General features: G+C 73.7%; 27 protein-coding genes. 12 read left to right on the top strand and 15 right to left on the bottom strand.

Translation table 11 applies throughout. The annotated features are described in order from the left end of the window. Positions 1–3: 3 nt before the first annotated feature. Complete coding sequence (locus Ae331Ps2_RS03365; RefSeq protein WP_075310780.1) at positions 4–678, bottom strand: DUF429 domain-containing protein; 675 nt, start codon at positions 676–678, stop codon at positions 4–6. A gap of 18 nt (positions 679–696) precedes the next feature. Here Ae331Ps2_RS03365 and Ae331Ps2_RS03360 point away from each other — a divergent pair, with 18 nt between their 5' ends. The 4 genes from Ae331Ps2_RS03360 (at position 697) to Ae331Ps2_RS31785 (ending at position 3,009) form a co-directional block, all read left to right on the top strand. Further along, positions 697–1,167 carry a ribose-5-phosphate isomerase gene (locus Ae331Ps2_RS03360; protein WP_020626091.1) on the top strand — a complete coding sequence of 157 codons (471 nt, stop codon included), beginning with the start codon at positions 697–699 and terminating at the stop codon, positions 1,165–1,167. Between the two features lie 25 nt (positions 1,168–1,192). Beyond that, entirely contained in the window at positions 1,193–2,008 is an 816-nt protein-coding gene (locus tag Ae331Ps2_RS03355) for an Fpg/Nei family DNA glycosylase (protein WP_020626092.1), read from the top strand. A gap of 62 nt (positions 2,009–2,070) precedes the next feature. Further along, positions 2,071–2,811: an HAD-IIA family hydrolase gene (locus Ae331Ps2_RS03350; RefSeq protein ID WP_198932332.1), complete on the top strand. Its 741-nt coding sequence runs from the start codon at positions 2,071–2,073 to the stop codon at positions 2,809–2,811. A gap of 45 nt (positions 2,812–2,856) precedes the next feature. After that, positions 2,857–3,009 carry a hypothetical protein gene (locus Ae331Ps2_RS31785; protein ID WP_158071523.1) on the top strand — a complete coding sequence of 51 codons (153 nt, stop codon included), beginning with the start codon at positions 2,857–2,859 and terminating at the stop codon, positions 3,007–3,009. A gap of 9 nt (positions 3,010–3,018) precedes the next feature. On the opposite strand, the gene Ae331Ps2_RS03345 is transcribed toward Ae331Ps2_RS31785, so the two are convergent. From Ae331Ps2_RS03345 to Ae331Ps2_RS03335, 3 genes are read right to left on the bottom strand one after another with little or no spacing between them, the layout of a single operon-like run. Beyond that, positions 3,019–3,672: an RraA family protein gene (locus Ae331Ps2_RS03345; protein WP_249265639.1), complete on the bottom strand. Its 654-nt coding sequence runs from the start codon at positions 3,670–3,672 to the stop codon at positions 3,019–3,021. 5 nt (positions 3,673–3,677) lie between these two features. Further along, positions 3,678–5,177, bottom strand: coding sequence for an AMP-binding protein (locus tag Ae331Ps2_RS03340; RefSeq protein ID WP_083695193.1), 1,500 nt, complete (start codon positions 5,175–5,177; stop codon positions 3,678–3,680). Next, positions 5,174–6,496, bottom strand: a complete 1,323-nt coding sequence (locus Ae331Ps2_RS03335) for an MFS transporter (protein ID WP_083695191.1) — start codon at positions 6,494–6,496, stop codon at positions 5,174–5,176. The genes Ae331Ps2_RS03340 and Ae331Ps2_RS03335 overlap by 4 nt, the downstream gene beginning before the upstream one ends. A gap of 131 nt (positions 6,497–6,627) precedes the next feature. Here Ae331Ps2_RS03335 and Ae331Ps2_RS03330 point away from each other — a divergent pair, with 131 nt between their 5' ends. Then, positions 6,628–7,533, top strand: coding sequence for a LysR family transcriptional regulator (locus tag Ae331Ps2_RS03330; RefSeq protein WP_075310788.1), 906 nt, complete (start codon positions 6,628–6,630; stop codon positions 7,531–7,533). 25 nt (positions 7,534–7,558) lie between these two features. Here the strand turns inward: Ae331Ps2_RS03330 and Ae331Ps2_RS03325 are convergent, their stop codons facing one another. Continuing rightward, entirely contained in the window at positions 7,559–8,263 is a 705-nt protein-coding gene (locus Ae331Ps2_RS03325) for a MerR family transcriptional regulator (RefSeq protein ID WP_075310790.1), read from the bottom strand. A 434-nt stretch (positions 8,264–8,697) separates the two neighbouring features. On the opposite strand from Ae331Ps2_RS03325, the gene Ae331Ps2_RS03320 reads away from it, so the two are divergent. Then, a complete protein-coding gene (locus tag Ae331Ps2_RS03320) occupies positions 8,698–8,985 on the top strand; it encodes a hypothetical protein (RefSeq protein ID WP_020627158.1) in 288 nt (95 codons plus the stop codon). Between the two features lie 71 nt (positions 8,986–9,056). On the opposite strand, the gene Ae331Ps2_RS03315 is transcribed toward Ae331Ps2_RS03320, so the two are convergent. Then, a complete protein-coding gene (locus tag Ae331Ps2_RS03315; protein WP_075310792.1) occupies positions 9,057–10,505 on the bottom strand; it encodes an NAD(P)/FAD-dependent oxidoreductase in 1,449 nt (482 codons plus the stop codon). Positions 10,506–10,683: 178 nt separating this feature from the next. On the opposite strand from Ae331Ps2_RS03315, the gene Ae331Ps2_RS03310 reads away from it, so the two are divergent. Further along, positions 10,684–11,541, top strand: coding sequence for a universal stress protein (locus Ae331Ps2_RS03310; protein WP_020627160.1), 858 nt, complete (start codon positions 10,684–10,686; stop codon positions 11,539–11,541). Between the two features lie 28 nt (positions 11,542–11,569). On the opposite strand, the gene Ae331Ps2_RS03305 is transcribed toward Ae331Ps2_RS03310, so the two are convergent. Beyond that, positions 11,570–12,421 (bottom strand): hypothetical protein, encoded by an 852-nt coding sequence (locus Ae331Ps2_RS03305; RefSeq protein ID WP_083695190.1) that lies wholly within the window; start codon positions 12,419–12,421, stop codon positions 11,570–11,572. A 141-nt stretch (positions 12,422–12,562) separates the two neighbouring features. On the opposite strand from Ae331Ps2_RS03305, the gene Ae331Ps2_RS03300 reads away from it, so the two are divergent. After that, complete coding sequence (locus tag Ae331Ps2_RS03300) at positions 12,563–13,258, top strand: TetR/AcrR family transcriptional regulator (protein WP_158071522.1); 696 nt, start codon at positions 12,563–12,565, stop codon at positions 13,256–13,258. 25 nt (positions 13,259–13,283) lie between these two features. Here Ae331Ps2_RS03300 and Ae331Ps2_RS03295 read toward each other — a convergent pair whose 3' ends face one another. The 8 genes from Ae331Ps2_RS03295 to Ae331Ps2_RS03260 are packed head-to-tail and all read right to left on the bottom strand — an operon-like array spanning position 13,284 to position 22,179. After that, positions 13,284–14,216, bottom strand: coding sequence for a GDP-L-fucose synthase (locus Ae331Ps2_RS03295; protein ID WP_075310794.1), 933 nt, complete (start codon positions 14,214–14,216; stop codon positions 13,284–13,286). Beyond that, positions 14,203–15,228 (bottom strand): GDP-mannose 4,6-dehydratase, encoded by a 1,026-nt coding sequence (gene gmd, locus Ae331Ps2_RS03290; RefSeq protein WP_075310796.1) that lies wholly within the window; start codon positions 15,226–15,228, stop codon positions 14,203–14,205. The genes Ae331Ps2_RS03295 and gmd overlap by 14 nt, the downstream gene beginning before the upstream one ends. 17 nt (positions 15,229–15,245) lie before the next feature. Next, positions 15,246–16,013 carry a class I SAM-dependent methyltransferase gene (locus Ae331Ps2_RS03285; protein ID WP_020627165.1) on the bottom strand — a complete coding sequence of 256 codons (768 nt, stop codon included), beginning with the start codon at positions 16,011–16,013 and terminating at the stop codon, positions 15,246–15,248. Continuing rightward, on the bottom strand, positions 16,010–17,419 hold the full coding sequence (locus Ae331Ps2_RS03280; RefSeq protein WP_075310798.1) for a polysaccharide biosynthesis tyrosine autokinase: 1,410 nt from the start codon (positions 17,417–17,419) through the stop codon (positions 16,010–16,012). The genes Ae331Ps2_RS03285 and Ae331Ps2_RS03280 overlap by 4 nt, the downstream gene beginning before the upstream one ends. Continuing rightward, a complete protein-coding gene (locus Ae331Ps2_RS03275; RefSeq protein ID WP_075310800.1) occupies positions 17,416–18,684 on the bottom strand; it encodes an O-antigen ligase in 1,269 nt (422 codons plus the stop codon). Before Ae331Ps2_RS03275 ends, Ae331Ps2_RS03280 begins: the two co-directional genes overlap by 4 nt. Then, positions 18,681–19,646 (bottom strand): FkbM family methyltransferase, encoded by a 966-nt coding sequence (locus Ae331Ps2_RS03270; RefSeq protein WP_043281493.1) that lies wholly within the window; start codon positions 19,644–19,646, stop codon positions 18,681–18,683. The genes Ae331Ps2_RS03275 and Ae331Ps2_RS03270 overlap by 4 nt, the downstream gene beginning before the upstream one ends. Beyond that, complete coding sequence (locus Ae331Ps2_RS03265; RefSeq protein ID WP_139318955.1) at positions 19,643–20,917, bottom strand: hypothetical protein; 1,275 nt, start codon at positions 20,915–20,917, stop codon at positions 19,643–19,645. The genes Ae331Ps2_RS03270 and Ae331Ps2_RS03265 overlap by 4 nt, the downstream gene beginning before the upstream one ends. Beyond that, positions 20,914–22,179 carry a glycosyltransferase family 4 protein gene (locus Ae331Ps2_RS03260; protein ID WP_043281494.1) on the bottom strand — a complete coding sequence of 422 codons (1,266 nt, stop codon included), beginning with the start codon at positions 22,177–22,179 and terminating at the stop codon, positions 20,914–20,916. The genes Ae331Ps2_RS03265 and Ae331Ps2_RS03260 overlap by 4 nt, the downstream gene beginning before the upstream one ends. A gap of 279 nt (positions 22,180–22,458) precedes the next feature. Between Ae331Ps2_RS03260 and Ae331Ps2_RS30935 the strand changes: the two genes are divergently transcribed. The 4 genes from Ae331Ps2_RS30935 to Ae331Ps2_RS03240 are packed head-to-tail and all read left to right on the top strand — an operon-like array spanning position 22,459 to position 26,835. Further along, entirely contained in the window at positions 22,459–23,145 is a 687-nt protein-coding gene (locus Ae331Ps2_RS30935; protein ID WP_075310802.1) for a hypothetical protein, read from the top strand. Further along, complete coding sequence (locus Ae331Ps2_RS03250; protein ID WP_075310804.1) at positions 23,142–25,112, top strand: glycosyltransferase; 1,971 nt, start codon at positions 23,142–23,144, stop codon at positions 25,110–25,112. Before Ae331Ps2_RS30935 ends, Ae331Ps2_RS03250 begins: the two co-directional genes overlap by 4 nt. Continuing rightward, positions 25,109–25,891, top strand: coding sequence for an FkbM family methyltransferase (locus tag Ae331Ps2_RS03245; protein WP_020627172.1), 783 nt, complete (start codon positions 25,109–25,111; stop codon positions 25,889–25,891). The genes Ae331Ps2_RS03250 and Ae331Ps2_RS03245 overlap by 4 nt, the downstream gene beginning before the upstream one ends. Continuing rightward, positions 25,888–26,835, top strand: a complete 948-nt coding sequence (locus Ae331Ps2_RS03240) for a GNAT family N-acetyltransferase (protein ID WP_075310806.1) — start codon at positions 25,888–25,890, stop codon at positions 26,833–26,835. Before Ae331Ps2_RS03245 ends, Ae331Ps2_RS03240 begins: the two co-directional genes overlap by 4 nt. Position 26,836: the final 1 nt, after the last annotated feature.

The raw sequence follows: 26,836 nt of genomic DNA, 5'->3' as shown, positions 1-26,836 counted from the left end.
CGCTCAGACCGCGATCGCGGCGGACCGGCCCAGGGCGTCGGTTCCCGGGCCGAGCACCTCAGCGGTCCCACGGGCCACCCGCTCGGCCGTCCAGGCACAGGCCAGGGCGTCGAGGACGTCGTCGAGCCGGGCGGCGGTGGGCAGGTCACCGAGCGACGCGGCGGAGGGGACCCACCCCGACAGCGCCGCGACCCGCTGGCCCGCCCCGCGCGCGGTCTTCTTCGACGCGAACGCCACCGCCGGTGCCATCGTGCGGAACGACAGCTCCGGGTGCGTCTCGACCACCGACGACGGCAGCCGCACCCGCTGGAACTCCCGGATCTTGTCGACGATGTGCCAGGTCTGGAGGCTGATCTTCTTCCCCGTGACGGCCTGGGCGGCGGCACAGGCCTCCTCGTAGGTCTGCGCGTCGAGCACCGGAGCGGGCGGGGTGGGGAACAGCGAGGACCGCGCCCGGCCCAGCCGCGCCGACGCGAGGACCTCGGCCTCGCGCCGCTGCGCACCGGCCGGGACCGACAACGGGATGTCGACCCCCACGGCGTCGCACCCGGCCGTCGCGGCCAGCACCGACGCCGCGTCGGGGACCACCGTCCACCTCACCTCACGTGCTGCTCCGCTGCCGGAGAGCACGCACACCACCCAGCCACCCGGGACCCCGTCCACGCCGCCGATCCGCATGGGGGAGGATCGTGCCCCGTGCGCGTCTACCTGGGCAGTGACCACGCCGGTTTCGAGGTCAAGGGCAAGCTCGTCGAGTACCTGACCGAGAAGGGGATCGAGGCGATCGACGTCGGGGCGCCGACCTACGACGCCCTCGACGACTACCCCGCGTGGTGCATCGAGACCGCGCGGCGCGTGGTCGAGGACCCGACGTCCCTCGGCATCGTGCTCGGCGGATCCGGCAACGGCGAGCAGATCGCCGCCAACAAGGTGCAGGGCATCCGCGCCGCGCTGGCGTGGAACGAGGCCACCGCCACCCTCGCCCGCGAGCACAACGACGCCCAGATCATCGGCATCGGCGCGCGGCAGCACTCGTTCACCGAGGTCGTCGCGATCGTCGACGCCTTCATCGCCACCCCGTTCTCCGGCGACGCGCGCCACCAGCGCCGCATCGACCAGGTCCTCGACTACGAGCGGACCGGGAAGATCGAGCTCCCCGCGTCCTGATCCCGAGTCCTGACCCGGAGCCGAGATGCCCGAGGGACACACGCTGCATCGGCTGGCCCGGCTGCACCGGAAGCTGTTCGTCCGCCGGCCGGTCGGCGTCTCCAGCCCGCAGGGCCGCTTCGCCGCCTCCGCGGCACTGCTCGACGGCGAGGTGATGACCGGCGCCGAGGCGCACGGCAAGCACCTGTTCCACCGCTACGGCCGCGACCGCGTCGTGCACGTCCACCTCGGGCTGTACGGCACGTTCGTCGAACAGCCGCTGCCCGCGCCGGAACCGGTCGGGCAGCTGCGGATGCGGCTGGTGGGGCAGACCCACTACGCCGACCTGCGCGGCCCGACCGCCTGCGAGCTCCTCACCTCGGCCGAGGCCCGCGCGCTGCGGGCCCGGCTGGGTGCGGACCCGCTGCGTCCCGACGCCGACCCGGACACGGTCTGGGCCCGGATCTCGGCCTCGCGCAGCCCGCTCGCGACGTTGCTGATGGACCAGAAGGTGCTCGCCGGCGTCGGGAACGTCTACCGCGCCGAGGTCCTGTTCCGGCACGGCCTGGACCCGCAGCTCCCGGGCCGGGCGCTGGACCGGGGGACGTGGGACGCGATGTGGGCCGACCTGGTCGTGCTCATGCGTGACGGCGTGCGGACCGGCCGCATCGACACCGTCCGCCCCGAGCACGACCCGCGCCGCCGCGGAGAGCCCGGGCGCACGGACCGGCACGGCGGGGAGGTCTACGTCTACCGCCGCGCCGGGATGGACTGCCTCGTCTGCGGGACGCCGGTGCGGCACGCCGAGCACCAGAACCGCAACCTGTTCTGGTGCCCGCGCTGCCAACCGGCAGCCGTCTAGGGAGGCGGCCTAGGGTGGCGGCCGTGGTGGAGCAGAAGCCGATCGAGTGCTGGATGACCGACATGGACGGCGTCCTCGTCCGCGAGGGCACCATCGTCCCGGGGGCGGACACCCTGTTGTCGCGGCTGCGCGACAAGGGCGTCCCGTTCCTGGTCCTGACCAACAACAGCATCCACACCCCCCGCGACCTGCGCTACCGGCTGCAGGCCACCGGCCTCGACGTGCCGGAGGAGTCGATCTGGACCTCCGCGCTCGCCACGGCCGCGTTCCTCGGGGAGCAGCGCCCACAGGGCAGCGCCTACGTGATCGGCGAGGCCGGCCTGACCACCGCGCTGCACGACATCGGCTACGTCATCACCGACCGCAACCCCGACTACGTGGTGCTCGGCGAGACCCGCACCTACAGCTTCTCCTCGATCGCCACCGCGATGCGCCTGGTGGAGCAGGGCTCCCGGTTCGTCGCCACCAACCCCGACGCGACCGGCCCGTCGCCCGAGGGCATCCTCCCCGCGACCGGCTCGGTCGCCGCGATGATCTCCAAGGCGACCGGGGTCGACCCCTACTTCGTCGGCAAGCCGAACCCGCTGATGATGCGGGCCGCGCTCAACCGGCTCGGTGCGCACTCGGAGTCCACGGTCATGATCGGCGACCGGATGGACACCGACATCCTCGCCGGGCTGGAGGCCGGGATGCGCACGGTGCTGGTGCTCTCGGGGATCACCAAGGAGCACGAGATCGACCGGTTCCCGTTCCGCCCGAACCGGGTCGTCTCCTCGGTCGCGGACCTGATCGACGACGTCTGACCTGCGGGGTTGCGAACTACACCGATGTGGTTCACCCTCGAACGCATGTACGGAGAACTGGTGTCCTGGCAGCGGTGCGCCGCCTGCGGCGCGGAGGCCGAGCTCCCCGGTGACGAGACGGCGGGCGTCGCCGTCCCGTGCCCGGACTGTCCCGGCTCGATGACCGAGGAGTTCAGCTGGGACGCGGTCGCGGCCTGAGCGACCCGCTCAGATCTTGAACCCCAGCGCGCTGGGCTCGCCCCGGCGCAGCGCCGCGACGTGCTCGACGACCGTGGTCAGCGAGTGCAGGTCGTGGCCGTTGCGCATGGCCGAGACCAACGCGCGCTCGGCGGCCTCGATGCCCTCGGCGGTCTCGACGACCTCGGCGAGCCGGTCCGGCGCGGCGATGAGCAGCCCGTCGTCGTCGCCGCACACCAGGTCGCCCGGGCTCACGACGAGCCCGCCGAACGACACCATCTCGTCGACGGTGCCGGGGTCGCTCGTGCTGCCCGACGCCGGGCAGGTCCCGCGGGCGAACACCGGCAGCCCGATCCCGCGCAGCCCACGGATGTCGCGGACCAGCCCGTCGACGACGATCCCGGCCAGCCCGCGCCGCTTCGCCTCCGTCGCGAACAGCTCACCGGACACGGCGCGGTGACCACCGGCCCCGGCGACGACGAGCACCGAGCCGGGGCGGGCCGCGGCCAGCGCCGCGAACATCGGCAGGTGGTCGTCCACGCACGAGACCGTCACCGCGGGGCCGGCCATCGACACGTCCGGGACCAGGGCCCGGATCGCCGGGTCCACCACGGGCAGCGACTTGTCGGCGTCGCACAGGGAGGACACCTGCAGCTCGCGCAGACGGTCGAGGAGATCGGGCATGGACGTCATCCTGTCGCACCTCCCGCCGTTGCGCGTCGTCGAGCGTCGGCGGCGCGCGCGGCGATCTCCGAGCGGCGCACCTTCCCGGCGTCGTCGCGCAGCGGGTGGTCGACGACGTCGATGCTCCGTGGCTGTTTCGCCCTGCTCAGGCGTCCGTCGAGGAACTCGCGGAGATCGTTCTCGATGCCCGGTTCGGCCTGCACCACGGCGTGCACGACGTGCCCGTAGTCGGCGTCGGGCAGCCCGACGACGACGGCGTCGCGCACCCCGGGGTGCGCGGTCAGCGCGGCCTCGACCTCGGCCGGGTACACGTTCGCGCCGCCGACGAGGATCATGTCCGAACGTCGGTCGGCCAGGTACAGGTAGCCGTCGGCGTCCAGCGAGCCCATGTCGCCGAGTGACTCCCAGCCGTCCCGCTCGCGCGCGGAGGCACCCAGGTAGTGGTACGTCGGCGCCCCGCCGGACCGCATCCAGATCTCGCCGGTGACGCCGGGGCCGAGCTCGCGGCCGTCGTCGTCGCGGACCGTGATCTCGCCGCGGGTGACCCGTCCGACCGAACCCGGGTGGGCCAGCCAGTCGCGGCCGTCGATCGCGGTACCGGCCTGGGACTCGGTGCCGGAGTAGATCTCGAGCACCGTCTCCGCGCCGACCCGGTCGATCCAGCCGCGCTTGACCTCCGGCGGGCAGGGCGCGCCGACGTGCAGCACGGTCCGCAGGGTGCTGAGGTCGCAGGCGGCCCAGTCCGCGTCGGGCAGGCGCAGCATCCGGCTCATCATGGTCGGCACCGCGTAGAGCCAGGTCACGCCGTACGCGGGGATCATCGACAGTGCCCGGGCGGCGTCGAACCGGCCCATGAGCACGACGTGGTGGCCCTGCAGCAACGCCATCAGCGTGAACATGAACGGGGCGTTGTGGTGCAGCGGTGCGGTGCAGCCGAACACGCCGTCGCGGTCGATGCGCAGCCCGTCGGCGCGGGCCAGGACCTGTTCGACGCAGGCGGCCTGACCGGCGACGATCACCTTCGGCGTGCCGGTCGACCCGCCCGAGGTGGGTGCCTTCCAGCTCGGCCCGATCACGTCGGGGAGCGGGCCGTCGGGGTACCCGTCGGCGTCGACCGGGGTGTCGACGACGAGCGCCGGCGCGGCGACCGCGAGCACCGCGTCGCGCTCGGCGGCGGGCAGCCGGGCCGACAGCGGCTGGGGCACCGCACCGATCTTCCACGCCGCGACCGAGCACTCGAGGTGCGCGGCGGTGTTCGGCAGCGCGATCGACACCAGGTCCCCGCGCCGGACCCCGCGGTCGGCGAACGCCCTGGCCAGGAGGTTGGTACGGGCGTCGAACTCCGCGCGGGAGCGCACCACGCCGGTACCGTCGGGGCTGTCCTCGGTGACCATGGGGCGGTCCGGGTCGGCGGCGACGAGCGCGCGCAGCCGGGCGGCGAGCGCGGTCGCGCCCGCGGGCACCTCGGGCTCGGGGAAGCGAGGTACGGGGGCAGGTGCGGTCATGCGGTCCTCCCGGTCGTTCCGGTGACGGCGGGGTCGAGCCGCTCGTCGTCGGGGACCGGACCGCGGGCGAGCACGTACCGGGCCGCCGCGAGCGAGACGAGCACGATCACCAGCGAGTACCCGACGACGGGCGCGATCGACCCGGTCGCGGCCAGCAGCGACTGCCCCACCAGCGGAGCGGTGCCACCGAACAACGTGCCGGCCAGCGCGTAGGACAGCGAGATCGCGGTGTAGCGCATCCGGGCGGGGAACGCCTCGGCCAGCATCCCGGCCAGGATCGCGTAGTACATCGTGTGCGGCAGCGTCGCGAGCGCCATGCCCAGCGCGGCCAGCCCGAAGCTCCCGGTGGAGATCAGCCAGAACATCACCGGGAACAGCGGGAGCTCGATCAGCAGCAGCGCGGTGACGACCGTCCGCGGGTTCCACCAGGTCGCCATGAACGCCCCGATCGGCTGCGTGAAGAACTGCACGGTGGAGCTGATCAGCACGACGTTGAGGAACACCTGCCGGTCGAATCCGAGGTCGTTGACCGCCCAGGACAGGGCGAACGTGTTCTTGAAGTACGCCGCCGCGGCCACCAGCGCGCACGCACCGACCGAGACGACCACCAGCGTGGTCCGTTCCCGGAGCAGCTCCGCGAGCGGGAACCGTGCCGTCGTGCCCCGTGCCCGCATCGCGACCAGCGCGGGGCTCTCCTCGATCCGCAGCCGGATCACCAGCCCGACGACGACCAGCGCCGCGGACACGAGGAACGGCACCCGCCACCCCCAGGAGAGGAAGGAGTCCTCCGGCAGCATCGCGACGAGCGCGAACGAGCCGGTGGCGAGCATCTGCCCGGCGGGGCTGCCCTGCTGGGCGAAGGCGCCGTAGAGGATCCGGCGGTTCTTCGACGCGTGCTCCGAGGCGATCAGCACCGCGCCGCCCCACTCGCCGCCGACCGCGAGACCCTGCACCAGCCGGGCCACGACGAGCAGGACCGGTGCGAGGACGCCGATGTCGTCGTAGACCGGGAGCAACCCGATCGCGAGCGTGGAGACCCCCATCAGCAGCAGCGTCGCGACCAGGGCGGTCTTGCGGCCGAGCCGGTCACCGAGGTGGCCGAAGACGATCCCGCCGACGGGCCGGGCGAGGAACCCGACCCAGAACGTCGCGAACGAGGCCAGCACCCCCGCGGCGGGGGAGGCGTTCGGGAAGAACAGCGGCCCCAGCACCAGTGCCGCGGCGGTGCCGTAGATGTAGAAGTCGTACCACTCGATGGTGGTGCCGACGAACGAGGCGATACCCGCCTTGCGGCGCATCGACGGTGTGCTCGTGCTCAACCCGGTGCCCCCTTGCACTCGTCGCGCGCCCACGCCGTCGTGACCGCCGCCACGCAACGGTAGAACAGCATTGCGACGTCATCGGGACGCTCTGGCTTCCGTTCCTGTCGGGCGGTCGACATGATGGCGCGGTGGAGCTACGGCAGCTGGAGTCGTTCGTCCTCGTCGCCGAGGAGCTGCACTTCGGGCGGGCCGCGGCCCGGTTGCAGGTCTCGGGACCGCCGCTGTCCCAGCAGATCCGCCGGCTCGAACGGGAGGTCGGCACGACGCTGTTCGACCGGCACACCCGTGCCGTCGCGCTCACCCCGGCGGGCACGGCGTTCCTGCCCCGGGCCCGTCGCGCCCTCGCCGCCGCGGACGAGGCGAAGGAAGCCGCCCGCGAGGCGGCCGCCGGCGGGACCGGGTCGGTCCGGCTCGGGTTCGCCGGGCCCAGCTCGAACGCCTGGCTGTACCGGACCGCCCGCCGGTTCCGCGCGCACCGTCCCCGTGCCCGGCTGGTGCTGGTGACCGGCCGGTTCTCCGGTGAGCTGGCCGAGGACCTGCGCGCCGACCGGGTCGACGCCGCACTGATCCGCACCCCGGTCGACGCCGACGGCCTGGTCGTGCACGAGATCGACCGGCACCGGCTCGTCGCCGCGCTGTCCGAGGAGCACCCGCTCGCCGGGCGGGAGGTGATCGGCCTCGCCGAGCTGGCCCACGACCCGTTCGTCGCTTATCCGGCACGTCGGATGGCCGTCATGCGGACCTCGGTCGACGCCGCGTGCCTGCACGCGGGGTTCCTGCCGCGCATCGAGCAGGAGGCCCCCGAGACCCACACCCTGCTGTCGCTGGTGGGTGCCGGTGTCGGGGTGGGGCTGGCGCTGGAGGCGACGGCCGAGCTGCGCACGCCGGGGGTGGTACTGGTGCCGCTGACCGACCCGCCGGAGGTGCCGCTGGCGCTGGCGTGGAAGGCGGGCACGGTGAACCCGGTGCTGGCGGCGTTGCTGCAGGCGGCCGGTGTGGGTGGGGCGGCCGTGCGGGGTGTCGGGTCGGGCTGACACCCCGCACGGCCGTTCTGCCTGCTCAGCCGCCGACGCCGGCCCGGGCCATGTAGTCGATCATCGCCTGGTCCGGGCCTCCCGCCGCGGCCACCTCGCCGGGGTTCTCGTCCCGCAGCCGGTACAGCTGCCGGCGCAACGACTCGTCGCCGTGGTGGAAGGCCGCCAGCAGCTCCGACCACCGCGCCGCGAGCGCCTGCACGCGCGGCTCCGACGGGTCGGTGCCGGCGTCCATCTCGGCCCGGACGGCGGCGATCAGCCCCGGCCACGCGGCCGCGGTCGTCTCGCCCTCGGCACGTCGCGCCCGGAGCGCGGCGACCTGCTCGGGAGTGAAGTACTGCGCGAAGGTGTCGTTCACCCTGCTCACCTCGTCGATCATCATCAACACGTCCGACGGGTCGGGGTCCGGAGCCTCCCGGAGCCGGTCGACGACCGCCGCGAGTGTGCCCCGCAGGGCGTGCAGCGCGGCCAGTCTTGCGTCGACCTGGTTCAGGTGCGCGGTGAGGACCTCGGCAAAGGACCCCGACGACAGCAGCCCGCCGATGGCGTCCAGCGGCAGCCCCAGCTCCCGCAGAGCGACCACCTGGTAGACGCTGCGGACATCCTGGTCGTCGTAGACCCGGTGACCCGAGGACGTCCGTGCCGACGGCACGACCAGTCCCCGCTCCTCCCAGTGGTGCAGGGTGCGCACCGTCAGCCCGGTCGCCCGGGCCAGCTCGCCGACCTTCACCCCGTGCCCCTCCCCGTCGCACCGCCACGTCGTGGCGGCATGATGGACGGTGCCGCCTCACGTCGCGTGAGGTGCAAGCCCCGACCGGCACCGTTCTGCCGCGACACGCCGGACTTGGCGACACGCCGGTCACGAATTCACCCCCGCGGGTGGTCGGGCCCCGTCCACGGGTCGGGCATCCCGTCACGCTTCGCGTCCGTCGCCCCGTCCGTGGGGACGGAGGGTGTCCGGCGTCCAGGACGAACCCGTTCCGTCCGGTTCACACCACACGTTCGGTACCCGTGGTGACCGTGTCACCCGGTGGTGTCGTTCGCGTATCCCCGCCGGTGAGCACCTGCCTACTGTCCGCTTGCCGTGACGCACAGGCGTCCCGGTGGTGCTCACGGGAATCGTGAGGCACGTCCGTCCCACCGGACACGATCGGGGAGAACGACATGCGCAGGAAGCTCGCGGTCACCGGCGTCGCCGTCATCGCCACCATGGTGGCCTTCAGCCCGCTGGCGTCGGCTGCGCCCGCGCCGAAGGACGACGACGGTGACTCCTTCGTCCAGGACGTCGGCAACACCAGGGGCGACCAGTTCGGCCTGGTGAACCTGGACGACGTCAACGTCCTCAACAACGCGAACATCTGCCCGGGCATCAACGCGACCCTGGGCAACGTCCTCGGGATCCTCGGTGGCGGCGCGGCCCAGACCCGGGACAACCCCACGAAGTGTGACTGACCCGCACACGCCTCCGCCCCCTGCACCCCGCCGCCACGGGGTGCAGGGGGCGGTTCCGTGCCGGGGTGGGATCAGTGGAAGACGTAGTCCGACGGCTCGACACGGCGGGTGCGCTCGTCGTACTCGCGCATGTAGCCGGGCCAGTTGGTGACGATCCGCCCGGTGTCGTCGCGGTACCAGGAGTCGCACCGGGTCCACGCGGTGCCGGGGAACCGGGCCTGGATCTCCTCGTCGTAGGCCCGCTCGACCTCGGGGCGGACCTCCATGCCGGACGCGCCGCGCCGGGCCGCCTCCTGCAGGGCCTCGCGGACGTAGCGGACCTGGTGCTCCAGGTACCGGATGATCGAGCCGCCCGAGGTGTTGGTGTTGGGGCCGTAGAGCACGAACAGCGACGGGAACCCGGGCACGGTCATCCCCAGGTAGGCGTGCGCGCCGTCGGACCACTCGGTGCGCAGCGACCGCCCACCCGGACCACTGATCTCCATCGGGAACATGAAGTCGGTCGCCGCGAAGCCGGTGCCCCAGATGATGGTGTCGACCTCGTGCAGCGTGCCGTCCTCGGTGCGCACCCCGGTCGGCTCGATCGCGGCGATCCGCGACGTCTCGACCTCGACGTTGGGCCGCTGCAGCGCGGGCAGCCAGTGTGAGCTGAACAGGATGCGCTTGCAGCCGAAGGTGTAGTCCGGCCAGACCTTGCGGCGGACCTCCGGGTCGCGCAGCTGGGCCCGCATGAACAGCGTCGACCAGAGCCGCCCCAGCCGTCCCCAGGTGGCGGGGTGGCGGATCATCAGCGTCAGCGTCTCGCAGTACTCGGTGATGAACCGACGGCGCGCGGCCTGCAGGCCGGGCACCCGGGCGATCGCGGCCCGCCACCACGCCGGGAACCTCCGGTTCCGCCGCGGCAGGAACCAGTTCCCGGATCGCTGGAACACCGTCATGTGCCCCACCTCGGGGGCGATCGCCGGCACGAACTGCACGGCGCTGGCGCCGGTCCCGATCACGGCGACGCGGCGTCCGCGCAGGTCGTGGTCGTGGTCCCAGCGCGCGGAGTGGAACATCGTCCCGGTGAAGGAGTCGACTCCGGGCAGGTCGGGGGAGACCGGCCGGTTGAGTTGCCCGGTCGCGACGATCAGCACGTCGCAGGTCCAGGTGCGGCCGTCGTCCGCGGTGACCGTCCACGGTCCGTCGGCCTCGTCGCGGCGGGCGTCGACGATCCGCACACCGGTCTGCACCAGCTCGTCGATCCCGAACTCGGCGGCGACGCCGCGCAGGTAGGCCAGGATCTCCGGCTGCGGTGAGCAGAGCCGCGACCAGTCGGTGCGCTGGGCGAACGAGTACGAGTACAGGTGGCTCGGGACGTCGCAGGCCGCGCCCGGATAGGTGTTGTGCAGCCACGTGCCGCCGATGCCGTCGGCGGCGTCGACGATCGTTACGTCGCGGATGTCGTGGGCGCGCAGCTCGATCGCGGCAGCGATGCCACCGAATCCGGCGCCGACGATGAGAACGCTCGGTGCGTGCATGGGACCTCCCTGTCGCCGCCGGTCACGGTAACGATCGCCCGCGGGGCCCCGGGGGCCCGTCCCGGCCCGCGCGGGCCGTCTGCCACCTCACATTCCGGACACGTGCGGGGCGGCGCGGATCGGAGCACAGTGGAGGGTGAGAGGCCGACACCGGGCCGGCCGGGAACGGAGCACAGTGATGAGCACCGTCGTCGTCGGCGTGGACGGATCGGACGCGGCCCTGGACGCCGTCGCCTGGGCGGCTCGCGAGGCCGCCACCCGGCACGCCGACCTGCTGCTCGTACAGGCCTTCGACGTGGCCCGTCTCTACGCCGACGCCGCCGTCGCACCCCTGCTCGACGACGTCGAGACCTCGATCCGCGAGGAGTCCCGCGCGACCCTCGACGCGGCCCGGCACACCGCCGCGCAGGCCGCACCCGAGGTCGCGGTCGACCTCGCGGAGGACCGGCGGGCGCCGTCGACGGCGCTGGTCGAACGGTCCGCCACGGCCGAGCTGCTGGTGCTCGGGTCCGCCGGGCGCGGTGCGATGGGCACCGCGCTGGGATCGGTGACCCTGGCGGTGGCCTCGCACGCCCAGTGTCCGGTCGTCGTCGTGCGCGGCACCTCGTCGGAGGGACCGGTGCTGGTCGGCGTCGACGGTGGTCCGCTGTCCGACGCGGCCCTGGAGCACGCCTTCGCCGCGGCCTCCGAGCACGGCACCGGCCTGGTCGCCCTGTACGCCTGGCACGACGGCCGCTCCCCGGCACTGCGTGCCGCCGGGGTCTTCGACCGGCTGCGCGACGCCGAGGAGCGCGCGCTCGCCGAGCGGCTCGCGGGCTGGTCGGAGCGCTATCCCGACGTCGCCGTGGAGCGGGTGATCGAGCGCGAGGAGCCGGGGCGGGCGCTGGCCCGGCGCAGTGGTGCGGCGCGGCTGGTCGTCGTCGCCACCCGGGGTCGTGGCGGGTTCACCGGGCTGTTGCTGGGGTCGACCGGTCTGGCCCTGGTCCAGCGTGCGGACTGCCCGGTGATGCTGGTCGGTCCGGCCGCCGCGACGTGAGCGCGGCGCCCCACGTCGGGTGCTCTCCTCAGCCGTGGTGGCGGTAGTCGACGATCGCCCGGTCGGTGCACGCTCCGCAGTCGGCGCCGACGAACTGTGCGGCGGCGGCCGTGTCTCCGCGCAGCTGGTAGTCCAGCCAGGCGGTCAGCAGACCGCGGAACCGGCCTCCGTCGGGGAGCGGCTCGAAGTGGCCGACCCCGGCGAACTCGGCGTAGGCCGCCTCGACCTGGGGGGTGTTCTCGTAGAACGGCTCCACGATCAGCTCCGGCTGCACCGTCGTGTCCCGCTCGCCCGCCAGGTACAGGATCGGGCCCCGGATGCGCTGCGGCACCGCCAGCGGCCCCGGCTGCACGGCGACGGTGGTCGTGATCAGCGGGTCGGCCGCGGCGACCATCGCACCGGCGCCCCCTTGCGAGTGCCCGGTGGCGGCGATCGCCGAGGTGTCGACCCGCTGGTAGTAGGGGCTGCCGGGGTCGGCGTCGGCCCGCACGAGCGTGCGCGCGCCCGCGAGCATCTCCTGCCCGCTGTTGGCCAGCGGGGTGTTGGCGGCGGTGACGAGGTAGCCGTGCGAGGCGAGGTGGATCAGCAGGCCCCGGTAGACGGCGGGGATGCCGCCGGTGCCGTTGCCCCAGGTCACGACCGGGTGCCGGGTGCCGGGTGGACCGAGGTCGGCGGGCCGGAACACGGTGTGGGTCGCCCCGATCTCCTCGGTGACCTCCTCCGGACCCGGCGCGCTCCAACGGTCGATCGGAGCGGTCGTGGTCGTGGTCGCGGTGTGTGCGATCCGACCGGTCGCGGCGGTCGCGGGCTGTGCGGCCGCGACCGGGCCGAGCAGGGCGCCGACGCACAGCACCGCGGTGAGCAGGGGAGTGACACGCACGCTTGTTCCTCCGTCGGGTGATGCCGGGCGCGACCGTGATAAGCAAAGATAGCCAACGTTACTTATACGGTCGAGTGTGGCCTGCCGTACATGGACCACCCAGTAGGGTGGCGAGGTCGAGCGGAAGAGGTGACGGTCGCGGTGGCAGAGTCGGTGTCGGACGCGGTGGGCGCGGAGCGCACACCGACGACGATTGCGGAGGGTGTGTTCTTCACGACCCCACCCGCCCTGCCCCGAGGTCGACACCGGCTCAGCCGCGAGGAGGTCTACACCAAGCGCCGGGAGCGGATGATGATCGCCGCGACCGAGCTGCTGGCCGGCGACGGCTACCGCAACATCGGCGTCCGCGAGATCTGCGCCCGTGCCGGGGTGTCCCTGACGGCCTTCTACGAGGTCTTCTCGGACAAGGACGAGTGCATGTTCGCGGCCTTCGACCGGTTCGTGAACGTGATCGTCGGCGGCTTCGCCGAGGTCCACTACCGCTCCGACGACTGGACCTCGATCATCCGGCACTTCACGCTCGTCTACCTGGACCTGCTGGGCCGCGACATCGTCGTGGCCCGTGCCTTCCTCGTGGAGCTCGAACCGCTGGGCCGGGAGGCCCGGCACCGGAACCGGCTCGCGATGCAGGGCATCGCGGCGCTGCTGGAGGTGCGCCGCCGGGAGTGGGCGGGCGGTGTCGAGGACGATCTGGAGTCCGAGGTGTTCCTCGTGGTCGTCTACGCGTTGCGTCAGCTCGCGGTCGACATCCTCGACGCCCCGAACCCGTCCTTCGACGGCTGCGCCAACCGCTGGACACCCTGGCTCGCCCGTCTGCTGCCCCCGCCGACCGGGTGAGGCCGCGGTCGGTCGGACGCGCACCTCAGCACGCATGCTCGAGGAACCAGGCGTAGGTGTCGGCGAGCCCGTCGCGCAGCTCGACCGTCGGCTGCCAGCCGAGTCCCCGGATCCGGGTGGTCTCCAGCAGCTTGCGGGGCGTCCCGTCCGGACGCCGTCGGTCGGGCACGATCAGCCCCCGGAAGCCGACCACGCCCGCGATCATCGCGGCCAGGTCGCTGATCGCCACGTCGAACCCGCTCCCGACATTGATCGGTTCGGGATCGTCGTAGTGGTCGAGCAGGTGGATCACCGCGCTCCCCAGGTCGTCGGCGTGCAGCAGCTCGCGGCGCGGCGTGCCCGAACCCCACAGCTCGACGGTGCCCGCACCGTGGCGCTCGGCGTCGTGCAGCCGCCGGATCAGCCCGGGGACCACGTGTGAGTCGTGCGGGTCGAAGTTGTCCCCCGGCCCGTAGAGGTTCGTCGGCATCGCCGAGATCCACGGCAGCCCCAGCTGGTTGCGGACCGCCCTGACCTGCATCAACCCGGCGATCTTGGCGACGGCGTAGGCCTCGTTGGTGGGCTCGACCGAGCCCTGCAGCAGGCTGGACTCCCGGATCGGCTGCCCGGCGAACTTCGGGTAGGCGCACGACGAGCCGAGGAACAGCAGCCGTCGGACCCCGGCCCTGGCCGCCGCGTCCATCACGTTGACCTGGATCTGCAGGTTCTCGGAGATGAAGTCCGCGGGCCGGGAGCTGTTCGCCAGGATGCCGCCGACCCTCGCCGCGGCCAGCACCAGCGCCGTGGGACGCAGGTCGAGCAGATGCTCGAACACCGCCGCCCGGTCGCGCAGGTCGAGCTCGTCGCTGGTGGCACCCACGACGTCGGTGAACCCGGCCGCCTGCGCGGCCCGGACGACCGCGGAGCCGGCCAGACCGCGTCGCCCGGCCACGTACAGGCGTGCGTCACGAGGCAGCATCGAGACCCTCCACGACCAGGCGGGTCGCACGCGGAGCGGGCTGCTCGGCGTCGACCATGATGCGGGCGAGTTCCGGGGCGGTGACCCGGGGCGTCCACCCGAGCTCGTCGTGGGCCTTGCCCGGATCCCCGACGAGCGCGTCGACCTCGGAGGGGCGGAGGTAGGACCGGTCGAACCGGACGTGCTGGCGCCAGTCCAGGTTCACGTGGTCGAAGCAGAACCGGGCGAAGTCGCGGACGGTGTAGGCGGTGCCGGTGGCGAGGACGTAGTCGCCGGGCTGGTCGGCCTGGAGCATCCGCCACATGCCCTCGACGTACTCGGGTGCGTAGCCCCAGTCCCGGACGGCGTCGAGGTTGCCGAGGTGGAGGTGTTCCTGCAGGCCCGCGGAGATGCGGGCGGCGGCGCGGGCGATCTTGCGGGTCACGAAGGTCGGCCCGCGTCGGGGGGACTCGTGGTTGAACAGGATGCCGTTGACGGCGTAGATGCCGTGCGCCTCGCGGTAGTTGCGGGTGATCCAGTAGCTGTAGACCTTGGCCGCACCGTAGGGGGAGCGGGGGTGGAAGGGCGTGTACTCGTTCTGCGGCGGCGGACTGGCACCGAACATCTCCGAGCTGCTGGCCTGGTAGAAGCGGCAGTCGAGCCCGACCATGCGGATGGCCTCGAGCAGGCGGGTGGTGCCCATGCCGGTGGTGTTGCCGGTGAACTCGGGTTCGTCGAAGGAGACGCGCACGTGGGACTGGGCGGCGAGGTGGTAGATCTCGCGGGGGTGGATCTTCTCGATCAGCGTGACGAGCCGGGAGGCGTCGGTCAGGTCGCCGTAGTGCAGGAACAGCCGGGCATCGGGCTCGTGCGGGTCCTGGTAGAGGTGGTCGATGCGGCTGGTGTTGAAGGTGGAGGCGCGGCGGATGAGGCCGTGCACCTCGTAGCCCTTGGCGAGGAGCAGCTCTGCCAGGTACGAGCCGTCCTGGCCGGTGATGCCGGTGATCAGCGCGCGGGGCGGGGTGTGGGACATCGGGACTCCTGAAGGGGTCAGGCGGTCCGCTGGATGAAGACCATCCACATGGACCGCAGGGGCGGAGGGGTGATCGCCGCGACGGCGCGGAACGCCGACCAGGCCAGCACCGACCGGCCGACGTAGGCCGGTTCGCTGTCGTGGGTGTAGGAGCAGTGGCGGAAGGACGTCTCGGGGAACCAGCGGCGCAGGTCGGCCGCGGTGTTCATCCGGTACGCCGTCGGGAAGGTGTCGCGTTCCTGTTTGCCCGGCTGCACCCGGGCCAGGACCCTGCGGTGCAGCCGGTCGGGGACCAGCCGGGCCGGCAGGGCGATCGACCCCCAGCGGTTGGGGGTGCGGGCACAGATCCAGCCCCCGACCCGCAGCACCCGGGTGAGCTCGGCGGCGGTCCGGGCCGGGTACCGGACGTGCTCGAGGACGAAGTCGGCCACCACCGCGTCGACCGAGGCGTCCGGCAGCGGCAGGAACCCGTCGGGCCCGATCACGTGGGCGCGGTCCAGCGTCGGGTTGGTGGTGACGACCGGGTCGACGTCGGCGCCGACCAGCGCCCCGACCCTGCCGCGCAGTCGTCGCAGCTCCCGGCGGTGCTCGACGGGGTCCTCGACGAAGCAGCCACGGCCCGCACCGAGGTCCAGGACCACGTCGTCCGGCCCGACGAGGGCCCGGACCCGCTGGTAGAACTCCACCGCCCCGTCGAGCCGGGAGAACCCGCCGGCACCGAGCTCGGGCAGCGTGCGGTGTCGGTGGCGTTCCAGCCGTCCGGTCGCCTCCTGCGGGGCCCTCATCGGGACCTCCCGGGCAGGGCACGACGGGCGCGGTGCCGGTAGCGGCCGGTGTCCCCGGGACGGTCCGGGTCCGGCTCCAGCACGTCCGGGTCCCGTGTCGGGGCGGCGGTCGGTTCCGTGTCCCGGTCGGAGGCGTGCCCTCCGGTGTCGACCGACCCCATCGGCGTCACGTGCACGGCGCCCAGCTCGTCGACCGCCGCGGTCAGCTCGTCGGCGCCGGTGGAGTCGGTGCGGCACACCAGCAGGACACCGTCGGCGAGGCGGGCCAGCTCGACCGCCTCGGAGGACTCCCGGACCGCGGGGCCGTCGACGAGCACCACGTCGTAGCGCTCACGCAGCAGCGCCAGCACCCCGGCCATGGCCGGGCCCTGAAGATCGGCCCCGAGCCCGGCACCGGGGCCGCCGGCCACCAGTACGTCGACCCCGGCCGCGTCCCACCGCAGCATCGCGTCCCCGAGCGTCGCCCGGCCCGCGAGGACCTCGGCCAGACCCCGGTCGGGGGGCAGACCGAGGAGCCCGGCGATCCCGGGGTTCCGCAGGTCCGCCTCGACCACGGCCACCCGCTCGGTGCCGGCGAACGCCGCGGCCAGGGCCAGCGCGGTGGTCGTGCGGCCCTCTCCGCGCACGGCGCTCGCCACGGCCAGCACCGCCCGGTTGCCGCCACGGGCGGTCACCGCGGTGCGCAGGCGGCGGGCACCGTCGGTGACCTCGGGGGAGCCGAGCCGGCTCCCGTCGCGTGCCCGCCGGGGGTGCACCGGCAGCCTGCCGAGCAACGGTGCCCCGCTGAGGGCGGGCAACCGGTGGCCGACCCTGCGGTCGGTCGTGTGCCGGACCAGGGCCACCCCCGCCGCGACGATCAGCCCCGCGACGGCGGCGACCGGCGCCGTCGTTGCGAGCCCCGGTGACGAGGGCCGGACGGCCGGGCGCGCCGGGTCGACGGTCTCCAGCTGCACGCCGGAGCGGGCGGACCGTTCCAGCTCCCCGACGACGGCGACCAACCGGCCGGCGACGGCGTTCGCCGTCTCCGCGTCCTGTACCGGATCCGGGCCGGACACGGTCAGTGACAGCACGGTCGACTCCGGCGCCGCGGTGACGGAGATCCGGCCCGCCAGGTCCTCGGCCGGTTCGGCCCGGCCCTGCTGCTCGACCACCGGCACGAGCACCCGGTGGGAGGTCGCGAGCGCGCGGTAGGAGGCGATGCGGTCCTGGGAGAGCAGCGTGCCCTGGTAGGCCGACGTCGGATCGTCGCCGGAGGCGCGGGCGGTGACGTAGATGCTGGTCGTCGCGTCGTAGGTGGGCGGGACGAACAGGGCCGCCAGCGCCGCCAGCAGGACGCCGAGGAGCGCTCCGGCGAGCAGCAGACGGCGGTGGGCGGACAGGACGTGCAGCAGGGTCGCGGAGGTCATACGAGGGCCTTCCCGGAGGGGACGGGCGTCGCGGAGGACGCGTGGAGCCCCGCCAGGAGGGCGGGGGCGGTGTAGAGGTAGAGGTCGGCGAGCTGGTTCTCGACCAGGCCTCCGACGAGCCAGGCCGCGACGCTCACCCCGAGGGCGAGGGACAGACCCTCGTACCGGCCGCGCAGGGCGTGGGCGTCGGCGAGCATCCCGGCGGCGGACAGGACGAAACCGACCAGCAGCAGCACCCCTCCGGCGGCGACGAGCTGCACCCAGATGGAGTGGCCCTGGGGCAGGACGGCCAGCCCGACCCCGGTGACCGGGCTGTGCCGGGCGTCGTCGACGGCCTGCTGCAGGATCGAGGCCCGGATCGTGTCGCTGGCCTGCGCCGAGGCCGAACCGGTGATGCGCAGCTGCGACGCCACCGTGGGCAGCCGGTCGCCCGCGACGAGCACGGTGACGAGTCCGGCCGCGACGACCAGGAGCCCCGGTCCGAGCAGACGCACGCGTGCCCACCGGTCGGTGACCAGGACCCCCAGCGCCCCCAGGACCGCCAGCACGGTCCCGCCGCGGGACTGCGCGACGACCAGACCGCCGACGAGGGCGGCGATGCACAGCAGCGCGGCGCCGCGGTGCCGACCGTGCAGTGTCCGGTGCACCGCCAGGGGCAGGGCGAGGGCCGAGGCGATGGCCAGGTGGTTGGGCTGGACCGAGAGCCCGGTCTGCCTGCCCCCGACGTCGACGGCGTCGATCAGGTTCGCCGAGATCGAGGTCAGCCCGGTGGCGTCGCCGACCGCGACCAGCGCGTTCACCGCGGCCCCGAGCAGCCAGGCCGCGCACAGGCGCCCGATCAGCTGCGGTCGCCCCGGTGCCGCCACGCAGACGGCCAGGGGCAGCGCGAACGCGGCGACCAGCCACTGCAGGCCCGCGACCAGGCCCAGCACCGGCGCGGCACCGATCTCGTCGGCGGAGGGCACGTGGTCGGGGAGATAGCGTCCGGCCAGGTAGGCCCCGGTGGGGTGGAACAGGACCGAGGTGACCGTCGCGAGCGCGATCGCGGCGCTCAACGGCCACACCCAGGCCGGTACCACCAGTGGCCGGCATCGCAGGCACGCGTCGACGGCCAGCGCCAGGCAGGCCGCGGCCAGCAGGAGCGGGGCCGGCTTGAACGGGCTCCAGCCCAGGGCGTTCCACGGTGCGCTGAGCACCGCGGCGGCCAGCAGCAGCTCTCCGATGCGTGCGGCGGCGGTACCCGCCCGCGGGTCCGGGCCGGTCATCGGAGGTCCCCCAGGTGTACCGGGACCGCACCGCGCTCGGCGGGGACGAGCAGCACGTCGTAGTGCTCGTCGACCGGCGGGCGCGGGCCGGCGGGCTGCAGCTGCGTCCCGAGCCGCAGCACGAGGTACCCGCCGCCCACGAGCTGTTCGAGCACCCGGTCCAGCCGCGGTGTGTCGGGCATCCGTTCCACCAGCAGGATCGGCCGGTCGCGCAGGATGATGTCCAGGGCCGACTCCAGGATCCCGGCCTCCGCCCCCTCCACGTCGAGCTTGACCAGGTCACGGCCGGTGATGAGATGCCGGGCGGACAGGGTCGGGACGGTGAGCGAGCGCCGTGCGGCGCGGTCGGCGGTCCCTTCGGTGTGCCCGCGCAGGTAGGACCCGGTCGGTGCCGCGGAGAACGACTCCTGGTCGGGCAGCGCCAGGTACAGCGACGAGGGAGCACCCTGTCCCACCGCGGCCGCGGTCAGCACCGCACCGTGGCCGAGCCCGTTGAGCTCGAGGTTGCGACGGGTGGCGCGGGCGGCCTCGGGGTTGGCCTCGACCGCGAGATAGCCCCCCACCGGGGCCGCCGCGGCGCCGACCGTGGTGTACCAGCCGATGTTGGAGCCGATCTCGAGGACCGCGGTCGCCCGGCTGCACAGCAGCCGCCACCAGGCGGCCTCCCCGGGCTCGTAGCCCTGCTCCCCGAACCAGTACAGCGTCCGTTCGAGCCGTGCCCCCACGACGTGCAGGCGGATGCCGCCGCTGCCGGGGACCGTGACGACGGTCTGGTGCAGCGGCCGGTGGAACAGCAGCCGCGCCACCGGCGCCCAACGGGGGTCGGTCCTGCCGTCGTCGGTGATCCAGTGTCGGTGCGCCCAGTCGACGGTGCGGCCGGGCACCGCACGGAGCAGCCGGGCGAGCAGCCGGCGGGCACGGACCCTGGACCGGCCGACGAAGGAGAGCCTCGGGCCGGTCATCGGGCACCGCCCGGTGTCCTGCGCAGCTCCCGGCGGACGACCGCGGCGGTCCCGAGCAGGACGACCGCGGCGACGACGGCCAGCGCCCACGCGGCCCCCGCGGCGCCGCCGAGCACACCGCCGAGCGCGGTCCCGGCCACCACGACGGTGCTGCGGCACAGGTGCAGCGCGAGCGAGACCCGACCGCGCCGTGTGCCGTTCAGCAGGGCCATCGCGGGCATGCACCACGCGAGCAGTCCGGTCTGCAGAGCCACCGGCAGCGCGAGCGGCGCGTAGCCGGACCACCGCGGGAACAGCAGCTGCATCAACGGGCCGGCCAGCGCCGCGACCACGGCGACGCCGACGACGACCGGGGCCACCTGGCGGACCACCTGTCGGTGGACCGTGCGCAGGGACGTACCGCCGGGGCCCTGTGCGGCCGTGGCCACCGTCGGGGTCGCCAGGACCAGCATGGCCCCGAGCACGACGGTGGCGGGCTGGGAGACGAGCAGCTGCACGGCACGCAGCCCGCCCGCGTCGGCGGGACCGAGGACCAGCCCCACCGTCGCGAGCACCAGGAACAGCTCGACCTGGGCGACGACCGCCACGGCGGTGAACCAGCCGGCGATGTCCCCACTGGCCCGCATCCAGGGGCCCGGGGGCGACGGCAGGCCGTCGACCCCGGCCAGGCAGAGCAGCGCCAGCACCCCGGCCAGCGCGCCCGCACCCCAGGAGAGCGCCAGCAGCGGGAGGCCGACCGGTCCGGCCGAGACCTGTCCGAGCGCCCAGTGCCCCAGCACCAGGGTGGCACCCTGGACCACGGCCCACACCGAGTCGAGTGTCAGCGCGGCGCCGGGTCGTCCCCCGGCCAGGAAGGTGGAGCGGCCGACGTCCTGGACGAGGCTGAACACCACACCGGGCAGCAGCCACACCAGCGTGCCGTCGATCACCGCGGCCAGCACGAGCAGGGCCGCCACCGCGGGAAGGGTGCCCCACCACGCCAGCCCCAGGGCGGAGCGGGCCAGTGGCGCCCTGCGGTGCGGTTCGACGGCGGGCAGGTGGACGAGCAGGGAGGAGCCGATGAGCCCGCGGGCACAGGCGAGCACGACGGTCACCCCGGCGAACCCGACGGCGAAGGTGCCGAAGGCGTCGGGGGCGAGGAACAGCGATGCCAGGTAGACGGTGGCGACGTTGGTCCCGGCGTTGACGAGCTGGGAGCTGATGCCCAGGACGGTGGGGAGATGGTGCCCGAGTCCGACGGGCCGGGCCGTGCGCAGGGTCTCGGGCATCATGCGACCCCGCTCCGGCACAGGCGGTCGAGCCAGCCGAGGTATCCCGCGTGGGCCTGCGCGGCCGAGCAGCGTTCGCGGGCGTGGTCCCGGCCGCGGTGGCCCAGCTCGGTGGTGTCCTGGCCGATCAGCCGTTCGATCGCGCTGAGCAGCGCGCCGGGGTCACCCGGCCCGACGACGACGCCGGCCTCCGCGGTACGCAGATCGGCCGCGGCGGGGCTGCGCGCGTCGGTGGCGGCCACGATCGGCCGGCCGGCGGCGAAGTAGGAGGTCAGCTTGCTGGGTGCGCAGGTCTCGCGCAGACCGGGGCGCTCGTGGAGCAGCAGCACGTCGGCGGCGGCGAGCACGTCGGGGAAGTCGTCCTCGGGGACCGGCGGCAGCAGCCGGATCCGTGAGCATCCCTCGGCGGCCCGGGCGATGCGGGCCCGCTGGTTGCCGTCGCCGACCAGGACGAACTCGACCGGCACGTCCCAGCCCTCGGCGAGCCGGGCCGCCTCGACGACCCCGTCGAGCCCTTGCTTGGCCCCCATGTTCCCGGCGTGCATCACGACGTGCCGGTCGGGCCGCAGCCCCAGCCGGGAGCGGACGGTGTCGCGGTCGCGGACCGGGCCCGCGACGTGGGTCCAGTTGTGCACCACGTCGACGTCCGCACCGGGGATCCCCTGGGCGACGAGCCGGTCGCGCAGCACCTCGTGCACCGTGAGGATCCCGTCGGCGCGACGCAGCAGCGCGGTCTCGGTGCGGGTGACCAGGTCGGCCAGCACGTGTCGGGCCCGCGGGCCGACGCTGCTCAGGGGGCCGCGCGCCCCGCCGAGCTCGTGGGCACCCGCGCCGTAGAGGTCCTGGACGACGACCCCGAGCGCCGTCGTCCGTCCGGCCCGGCGGCCGCGGCGGCGCTGCACCTGCGCGGCGGCCACGCCGAGCAGGGCGGGGCTCACCGCGACCACGACGTCGGGCGGATCGGGAACGACCCTCGCCGCGGCCGTGGCGAACACGGCTTCCATCGCGATGCGGCCCATCGGGCCGCCGTCGCGGGGGACGGGGTGGGGCACCCGGGTGATCCGCACCGGCCCGTCCCACTCCTGACGGCGGACCCGGCAGCCGTCCTCGCTTCGCCACCGGGGGTAGTGTGGAAACCCAGTAACGACAGTTATCTGGTGTCCGGCTTCTGCGAAGGCGTGCGCCATACCTGTCGTGTACGGAGCGATTCCGGTCGGCTCCGGAGAGTAGTTGAGGCCCACTATCAGGATGTCAAGGCGCTTCATATGGGCCTCCTGCTTACGGGTCGTTCGGGTGGGGTGGGGGCGTTTGCCCTGCGAGGAGGACTGATCCCTTGATGTCCTTGTCGACGGTAACTGTCGCTACGTTAACAGTGAAGTGGCGGTCGACACAGTTGCTCCGCGATGTTTACGTTTCCTTTCCGGGTGTCTCCGGAAGGGTCCGGGTTGTCGCTCATGCTTGCTGATGTGGTCGAGAACGGGCATTATCTTTATAAGCAGTAACGACTGTTACTGATAGTCTCGTTGCTCGAACAGGGAGTCACGATGCCGTTCGGAGTCCGGTCCCGGCGCCTGCGTACCGCGTGCGCGCTGCTCGCGGCCGCCCTGCCGTGGGCGGTGCGTCGTCCGATCCTGGTGCACGTACTGGGCCACAGCATCCATCCCACGGCCAGGGTCGGCTTCTCCCTGGTGGACGTCGGTCACCTGGAACTCGGGCCCGGGGCCGAGATCGGTCATCTGAACGTCGTCCGGGGGCTGGACCGGGTCACCCTCGGAAGGTCGGCGGTCCTGGCCCACCTGAACTGGGTCAACGCCGTCCGGCGGGACCGCGGTTTCCTCCAGGGGGTCGACCGGTCACCGGAGCTGGTCCTCGGCCCGTGCGCCCGCATCATGGTGCTGCACCTGCTGGACTGCACGGCCCGGATCGAGCTCCGGGAGCGGGCGACGGTCGCCGGCTACCAGTCGCTGCTGATGACCCACTCGTTCGACCCGGCGACCCACAGCCAGACCGCGCAGCCGATCGTGGTGGGGGAGCGCACCGTCCTCGCGGCACGGGTCACGGTGTTGCCGGGGGCGGAGGTCGCGGGGCACAGTCTCGTCGCGGCCGGTGCGGTCGTGGTCCGCCCGCTGCACGGGAGCCACCACCTCTACGGCGGTGTCCCCGCGAGGGCGCTGGGCACCCTCGCCCCGGACACGGGGTTCCTCGTGGCCGACGAGGAGATCGCCCGATGAGCGGGGTGTCCGAGTCGGAGCTCTCCGAGATCTACGGTCGGCTGCAGGAGCACGTGGCGTCCGGGGGGTCGCCACTGGGGCATCTGCTGCACAACCCCGGGGACGTCCTGCGGGCCGTGCGCGCGATCGCGGCGTTGCCCGTGCTGGAAGCCCGCTTCTCCGCGGGCCCGGACGGCCGGGCACTGCGTGCGGTCTTCCGCGAGGGACGTGTCCGGTTCGGGCGTTGGGAGCATCGTTCGGTCGTCGTCCTGCCCGACCGGGTCGAGGACGTCGGGTCCGGACGGCCCAACCGCACCCTGCGCCGCCAGGTACGCCACGCGACCGCCGCCGGACTGCGGTGCGAGACCGTCGACGATCCCGACGAGCGACGCCGGCTGGTGGCCCTGGCCGACGAGTGGGAGCGCTCCCAGCCCGGGGCCTACCGCAATCCCGACGCGGACAACGGGGACCTCGTGCGCTTCGACCTGTGGCTGGCGGTCTACTCCGCGGAGGGCCTGCCGTTGCTGCTGTCCGTCGCTCCGGTGGACGGTGGGTGGGGGTGCGTGCGCTACTTCCGCACCCTGGCCCCGGGCCCGGACCGGTCGGGTGCCCGCTACCTCGCCGTCCACCGTCTGCAGTGCGAGCTGGTGGCACGTGGTGTCCGCTACCTGGTCGACAACCGGTCGCCGGTCGGGCTCCCGAACGGGCTGCGTCACTTCCAGCGGATGGTGGGGTTCCGCCTCCACCGGGTCCGGGTGCGTCCCGAGCCGGCAGTCGGGTCCGCAGGGACCACTCCGGGGCCGAGGGGGCCGTTGCGGGTGCTGCACGTGCTGGGTCGCATCGGCGCCGAGCAGGGCGGGTCGGCGGCCGCGGCGGTGGCGGTGGCCCGCACCACCCGGGCCGTCGGCGACCGGGCGACCCTGCTGACCACGGTCGGCTCGCCCGACGAGCTGCCCGGCGCCGAGGAGCTGGGCGACGTGGACCTGGTGGCGTGCCGGCGATCGTGGCCCGGCTGCTGGGCGCTGTCCTGGTCGTTGGTGGGGTGGCTGCGCCGGCACGCGCACCGTTACGACCTGCTCGAGGTGCACGAGGTGTTCTCGATCCCCGCGCTCGCCTGCTGGTGGGCCGCTCGCCGGTCCGGTGTGCCCCTGGTGATCCGGCCGCACGGCTCGTTGGAGCCCTACGACATGGCCCACAACCACCCGTGGCTCAAGCGGATGCTGCGTCCCGCGCTGCGCCGGCTGCTGGAGGACTGCGCGGCGGTCTGGCTGACCGCGCAGCGCGAGTCGGCCAATCTGGCGGGCCTGGGCGCCGCGCCCTGCACCGTGGTGACCGCACTGCCGGTGGACGCCCCGTCGAGCCCCGGAGACGGAGCCGGGTTCCGGGCCTCGCTAGGGCTGACCGCACAGGCACGGATCGTGCTCTTCCTCGGCCGGCTCGACCGCAAGAAGGGACTGATCCGGCTGGTCGAGGCCGTGGACAGGGTCCGGGCCGAGGACCCGCACGCGGTGCTGGTCGTGGCCGGATCCGGGGACCCGGCGTTCGCCACGGAGCTGCGGTCGCGGGTCGCCGGCCTGGACCACCCGTCGGCGGTGCACCTGGTCGGGTACCTCGGGGGGCAGCGCAAACGTGACGCCCTGGCCGCGGCGGACCTGTTCGTCCTGCACTCCGACAACGAGAACTTCGGCATCGCCCCGGTGGAGGCGGTGCAGGCCGGGCTGCCCGTGCTCGTCTCCGACGAGGTCTACGTCGGCGACGACCTCGCCGCCGCCGGGGTCGCCGTGGTGGTGCCGGCCGGTGACAGCGCGGCGCTGTCCTGCGAGATCGCCGCGTTGCTGGCCGATCCCGCCCGGCGGGCCGCGCTGGCCGCGGCCGCCGGCCCCGCCGCTGCCCGCTACCTGCCCGACCGTGTCGCCCGGCGCGACGCCCGGGTCCGCCGTGCCGTCCTCGCCGGAACCGTCGACGCCCTCGGGGAGCACCCGGAATGACCCTGCACGTGACCACACCCCCGCGCACGCCGGGAACCCGACGCACCCGCCTCCACACGACGCTGGACAGGACCCGCCTGCGGGTGCGCAAGCTCGTCCGGGTGGCCCGGCGTCCCCGGCTGCGCGCCGCGTTGCGCCAGGGTGTGCTGGCCGCCACCGACCACCAGGACTCCGGTCTCGGCGGCCCGTTCGCGACCGTCGTCGACGTCGGGGCCTCGCGGGGACAGTTCGCCTCCTGGATCCGCGACCGCCACCCCGACGCCCGGATCGTGTGCTTCGAGCCCCTCGCCGAGGCGGCGGGGCGGATCCGCGCAGTGGTGGACGGCCCCGTGGAGGTGCACGTCGCCGCCGTGGGAGCCCGGCCCGGCCGGTGCACGCTGCACGTCTCGGCCGCCGACGACTCCTCCTCGTTGCTGCCGATCGGCCGGCAGGCCCACGAGTTCCACGGCACCGCGGAGGCCGGGGTGCGCGAGGTACCGGTCACCACCCTCGACGAGCACCTCGACGCCGACATCGCGCAGCCCGCCCTGCTGAAGATCGACGTGCAGGGCTACGAGCTGGAGGTGCTGCGCGGCGCCACCCGGGTGCTCGACTCGGTGCAGGAGATCCTCTGCGAGTGCTCGTTCGTCGAGCTCTACGTGGGTCAGCCGCTCGCGGGCGACGTCGTCGCCCATCTGGCGGGCCGGGGGTTCCGGCTGGTCCATGTCGCGGGCATCAGCACCGGGGTGGACGGCGAGCAGCTCCAGGCCGACCTGACCTTCCGCCGGGTAGCGGGGTGACCACGCGTCTGCGGCCGTGCACCGATCCCGCCCGGTGGGATGCCGCACGGGCCGCCTCGGGGCGCGCCCCGATCCCCTTCCACGACCTGACCTGGCTCCGGTCGGCCGCGGCGATGACGGCGACCATGCTGCACCCGATGGTCGTCGAGCGGTCCGGCGAGCCCATCGGCATCCTGCCCCTGCTGTGCCGGCGGATCGGCCCGCTGGGCCTGGTCAGCTGGTCCCCGACGCCCTACGTCGGACCGGTGCTCGCGGCCGCGGACCTCGCGGAGGGTCTGGAGCTCGCCACCCGCTGGTCGTTCCGGCACGGGGTCGGGGTGCAGCGCTACGGGTTCCCCCCGGTGGAGAGCCCGTCTGAGGAGGTGCTCCGTGCGTGCGGGTACACCGTGTCCCACGAGCGCACCTACCTGCTGGACCTCGGTGTCGGGGTCGACGCGCTCTGGGCGGGGACGAGTACGCAGTGCCGCAAGAAGGTCCGCAGGGCGCGGGCACGGGGCATCGAGGTACACCCGGTCCGCGACACCGGCTCGCTGGGACGTGCCGTGCGGGCGGCGTTCGCCTCCCGCGGTCGTCGCGACGGGCTGCGTGGCGTCTTCCCACCCCGCTACGACGACCTGACGGCGGGTCCGGCGGCGGTGCACCTGGCCGAGGCCCGCGACGTCGACGGCCGGGTGCACGCCGTGCTGGCCACCGTCTGCCTCGACGGGTACGCGGTGACCTGGGCGGGCGGGGTCCTGCCCGAGCACCGCGACTCACCGGCCGGGGTGCTCCTGTACTGGGACGCGATCGCCTGGGCGTGCGGGCGGGGCGCGCACACGCTGGACCTGCTGGGCGTGCCGGACGAGGGCATCGACCGCTTCAAACGGCAGTTCGGCGGCACGTCGCACCCGGTCACCGTGGCGGAGCGGGCCCTGCCCGGGCTGCGGATGCTGCGTTCGGGATGAC

It is taken from the genome of Pseudonocardia sp. Ae331_Ps2, from assembly GCF_001932405.1.
Classification (GTDB): Bacteria; Actinomycetota; Actinomycetes; order Mycobacteriales; family Pseudonocardiaceae; genus Pseudonocardia.
The sequence above is the reverse complement of the archived record's forward strand: the minus strand, read 5'-3'. Positions and strand labels throughout refer to the sequence as shown.

Excerpts from the sequence above, each read along its gene's own strand:
- Ae331Ps2_RS03365 (WP_075310780.1), bottom strand. The coding sequence starts at position 678 with ATGCGGATCGGCGGCGTGGACGGGGTCCCGGGTGGCTGGGTGGTGTGC.
- Ae331Ps2_RS03355 (WP_020626092.1), top strand. The coding sequence starts at position 1,193 with ATGCCCGAGGGACACACGCTGCATCGGCTGGCCCGGCTGCACCGGAAG.
- Ae331Ps2_RS03350 (WP_198932332.1), top strand. The coding sequence starts at position 2,071 with ATGGACGGCGTCCTCGTCCGCGAGGGCACCATCGTCCCGGGGGCGGAC.
- Ae331Ps2_RS31785 (WP_158071523.1), top strand. The coding sequence starts at position 2,857 with ATGTACGGAGAACTGGTGTCCTGGCAGCGGTGCGCCGCCTGCGGCGCG.
- Ae331Ps2_RS03345 (WP_249265639.1), bottom strand. The coding sequence starts at position 3,672 with ATGCCCGATCTCCTCGACCGTCTGCGCGAGCTGCAGGTGTCCTCCCTG.
- Ae331Ps2_RS03340 (WP_083695193.1), bottom strand. The coding sequence starts at position 5,177 with ATGACCGCACCTGCCCCCGTACCTCGCTTCCCCGAGCCCGAGGTGCCC.
- Ae331Ps2_RS03320 (WP_020627158.1), top strand. The coding sequence starts at position 8,698 with ATGCGCAGGAAGCTCGCGGTCACCGGCGTCGCCGTCATCGCCACCATG.
- Ae331Ps2_RS03315 (WP_075310792.1), bottom strand. The coding sequence starts at position 10,505 with ATGCACGCACCGAGCGTTCTCATCGTCGGCGCCGGATTCGGTGGCATC.
- Ae331Ps2_RS03310 (WP_020627160.1), top strand. The coding sequence starts at position 10,684 with ATGAGCACCGTCGTCGTCGGCGTGGACGGATCGGACGCGGCCCTGGAC.
- Ae331Ps2_RS03295 (WP_075310794.1), bottom strand. The coding sequence starts at position 14,216 with ATGCTGCCTCGTGACGCACGCCTGTACGTGGCCGGGCGACGCGGTCTG.
- gmd (WP_075310796.1), bottom strand. The coding sequence starts at position 15,228 with ATGTCCCACACCCCGCCCCGCGCGCTGATCACCGGCATCACCGGCCAG.
- Ae331Ps2_RS03285 (WP_020627165.1), bottom strand. The coding sequence starts at position 16,013 with ATGAGGGCCCCGCAGGAGGCGACCGGACGGCTGGAACGCCACCGACAC.
- Ae331Ps2_RS03280 (WP_075310798.1), bottom strand. The coding sequence starts at position 17,419 with ATGACCTCCGCGACCCTGCTGCACGTCCTGTCCGCCCACCGCCGTCTG.
- Ae331Ps2_RS03275 (WP_075310800.1), bottom strand. The coding sequence starts at position 18,684 with ATGACCGGCCCGGACCCGCGGGCGGGTACCGCCGCCGCACGCATCGGA.
- Ae331Ps2_RS03270 (WP_043281493.1), bottom strand. The coding sequence starts at position 19,646 with ATGACCGGCCCGAGGCTCTCCTTCGTCGGCCGGTCCAGGGTCCGTGCC.
- Ae331Ps2_RS03265 (WP_139318955.1), bottom strand. The coding sequence starts at position 20,917 with ATGATGCCCGAGACCCTGCGCACGGCCCGGCCCGTCGGACTCGGGCAC.
- Ae331Ps2_RS03260 (WP_043281494.1), bottom strand. The coding sequence starts at position 22,179 with ATGAAGCGCCTTGACATCCTGATAGTGGGCCTCAACTACTCTCCGGAG.
- Ae331Ps2_RS30935 (WP_075310802.1), top strand. The coding sequence starts at position 22,459 with ATGCCGTTCGGAGTCCGGTCCCGGCGCCTGCGTACCGCGTGCGCGCTG.
- Ae331Ps2_RS03250 (WP_075310804.1), top strand. The coding sequence starts at position 23,142 with ATGAGCGGGGTGTCCGAGTCGGAGCTCTCCGAGATCTACGGTCGGCTG.
- Ae331Ps2_RS03245 (WP_020627172.1), top strand. The coding sequence starts at position 25,109 with ATGACCCTGCACGTGACCACACCCCCGCGCACGCCGGGAACCCGACGC.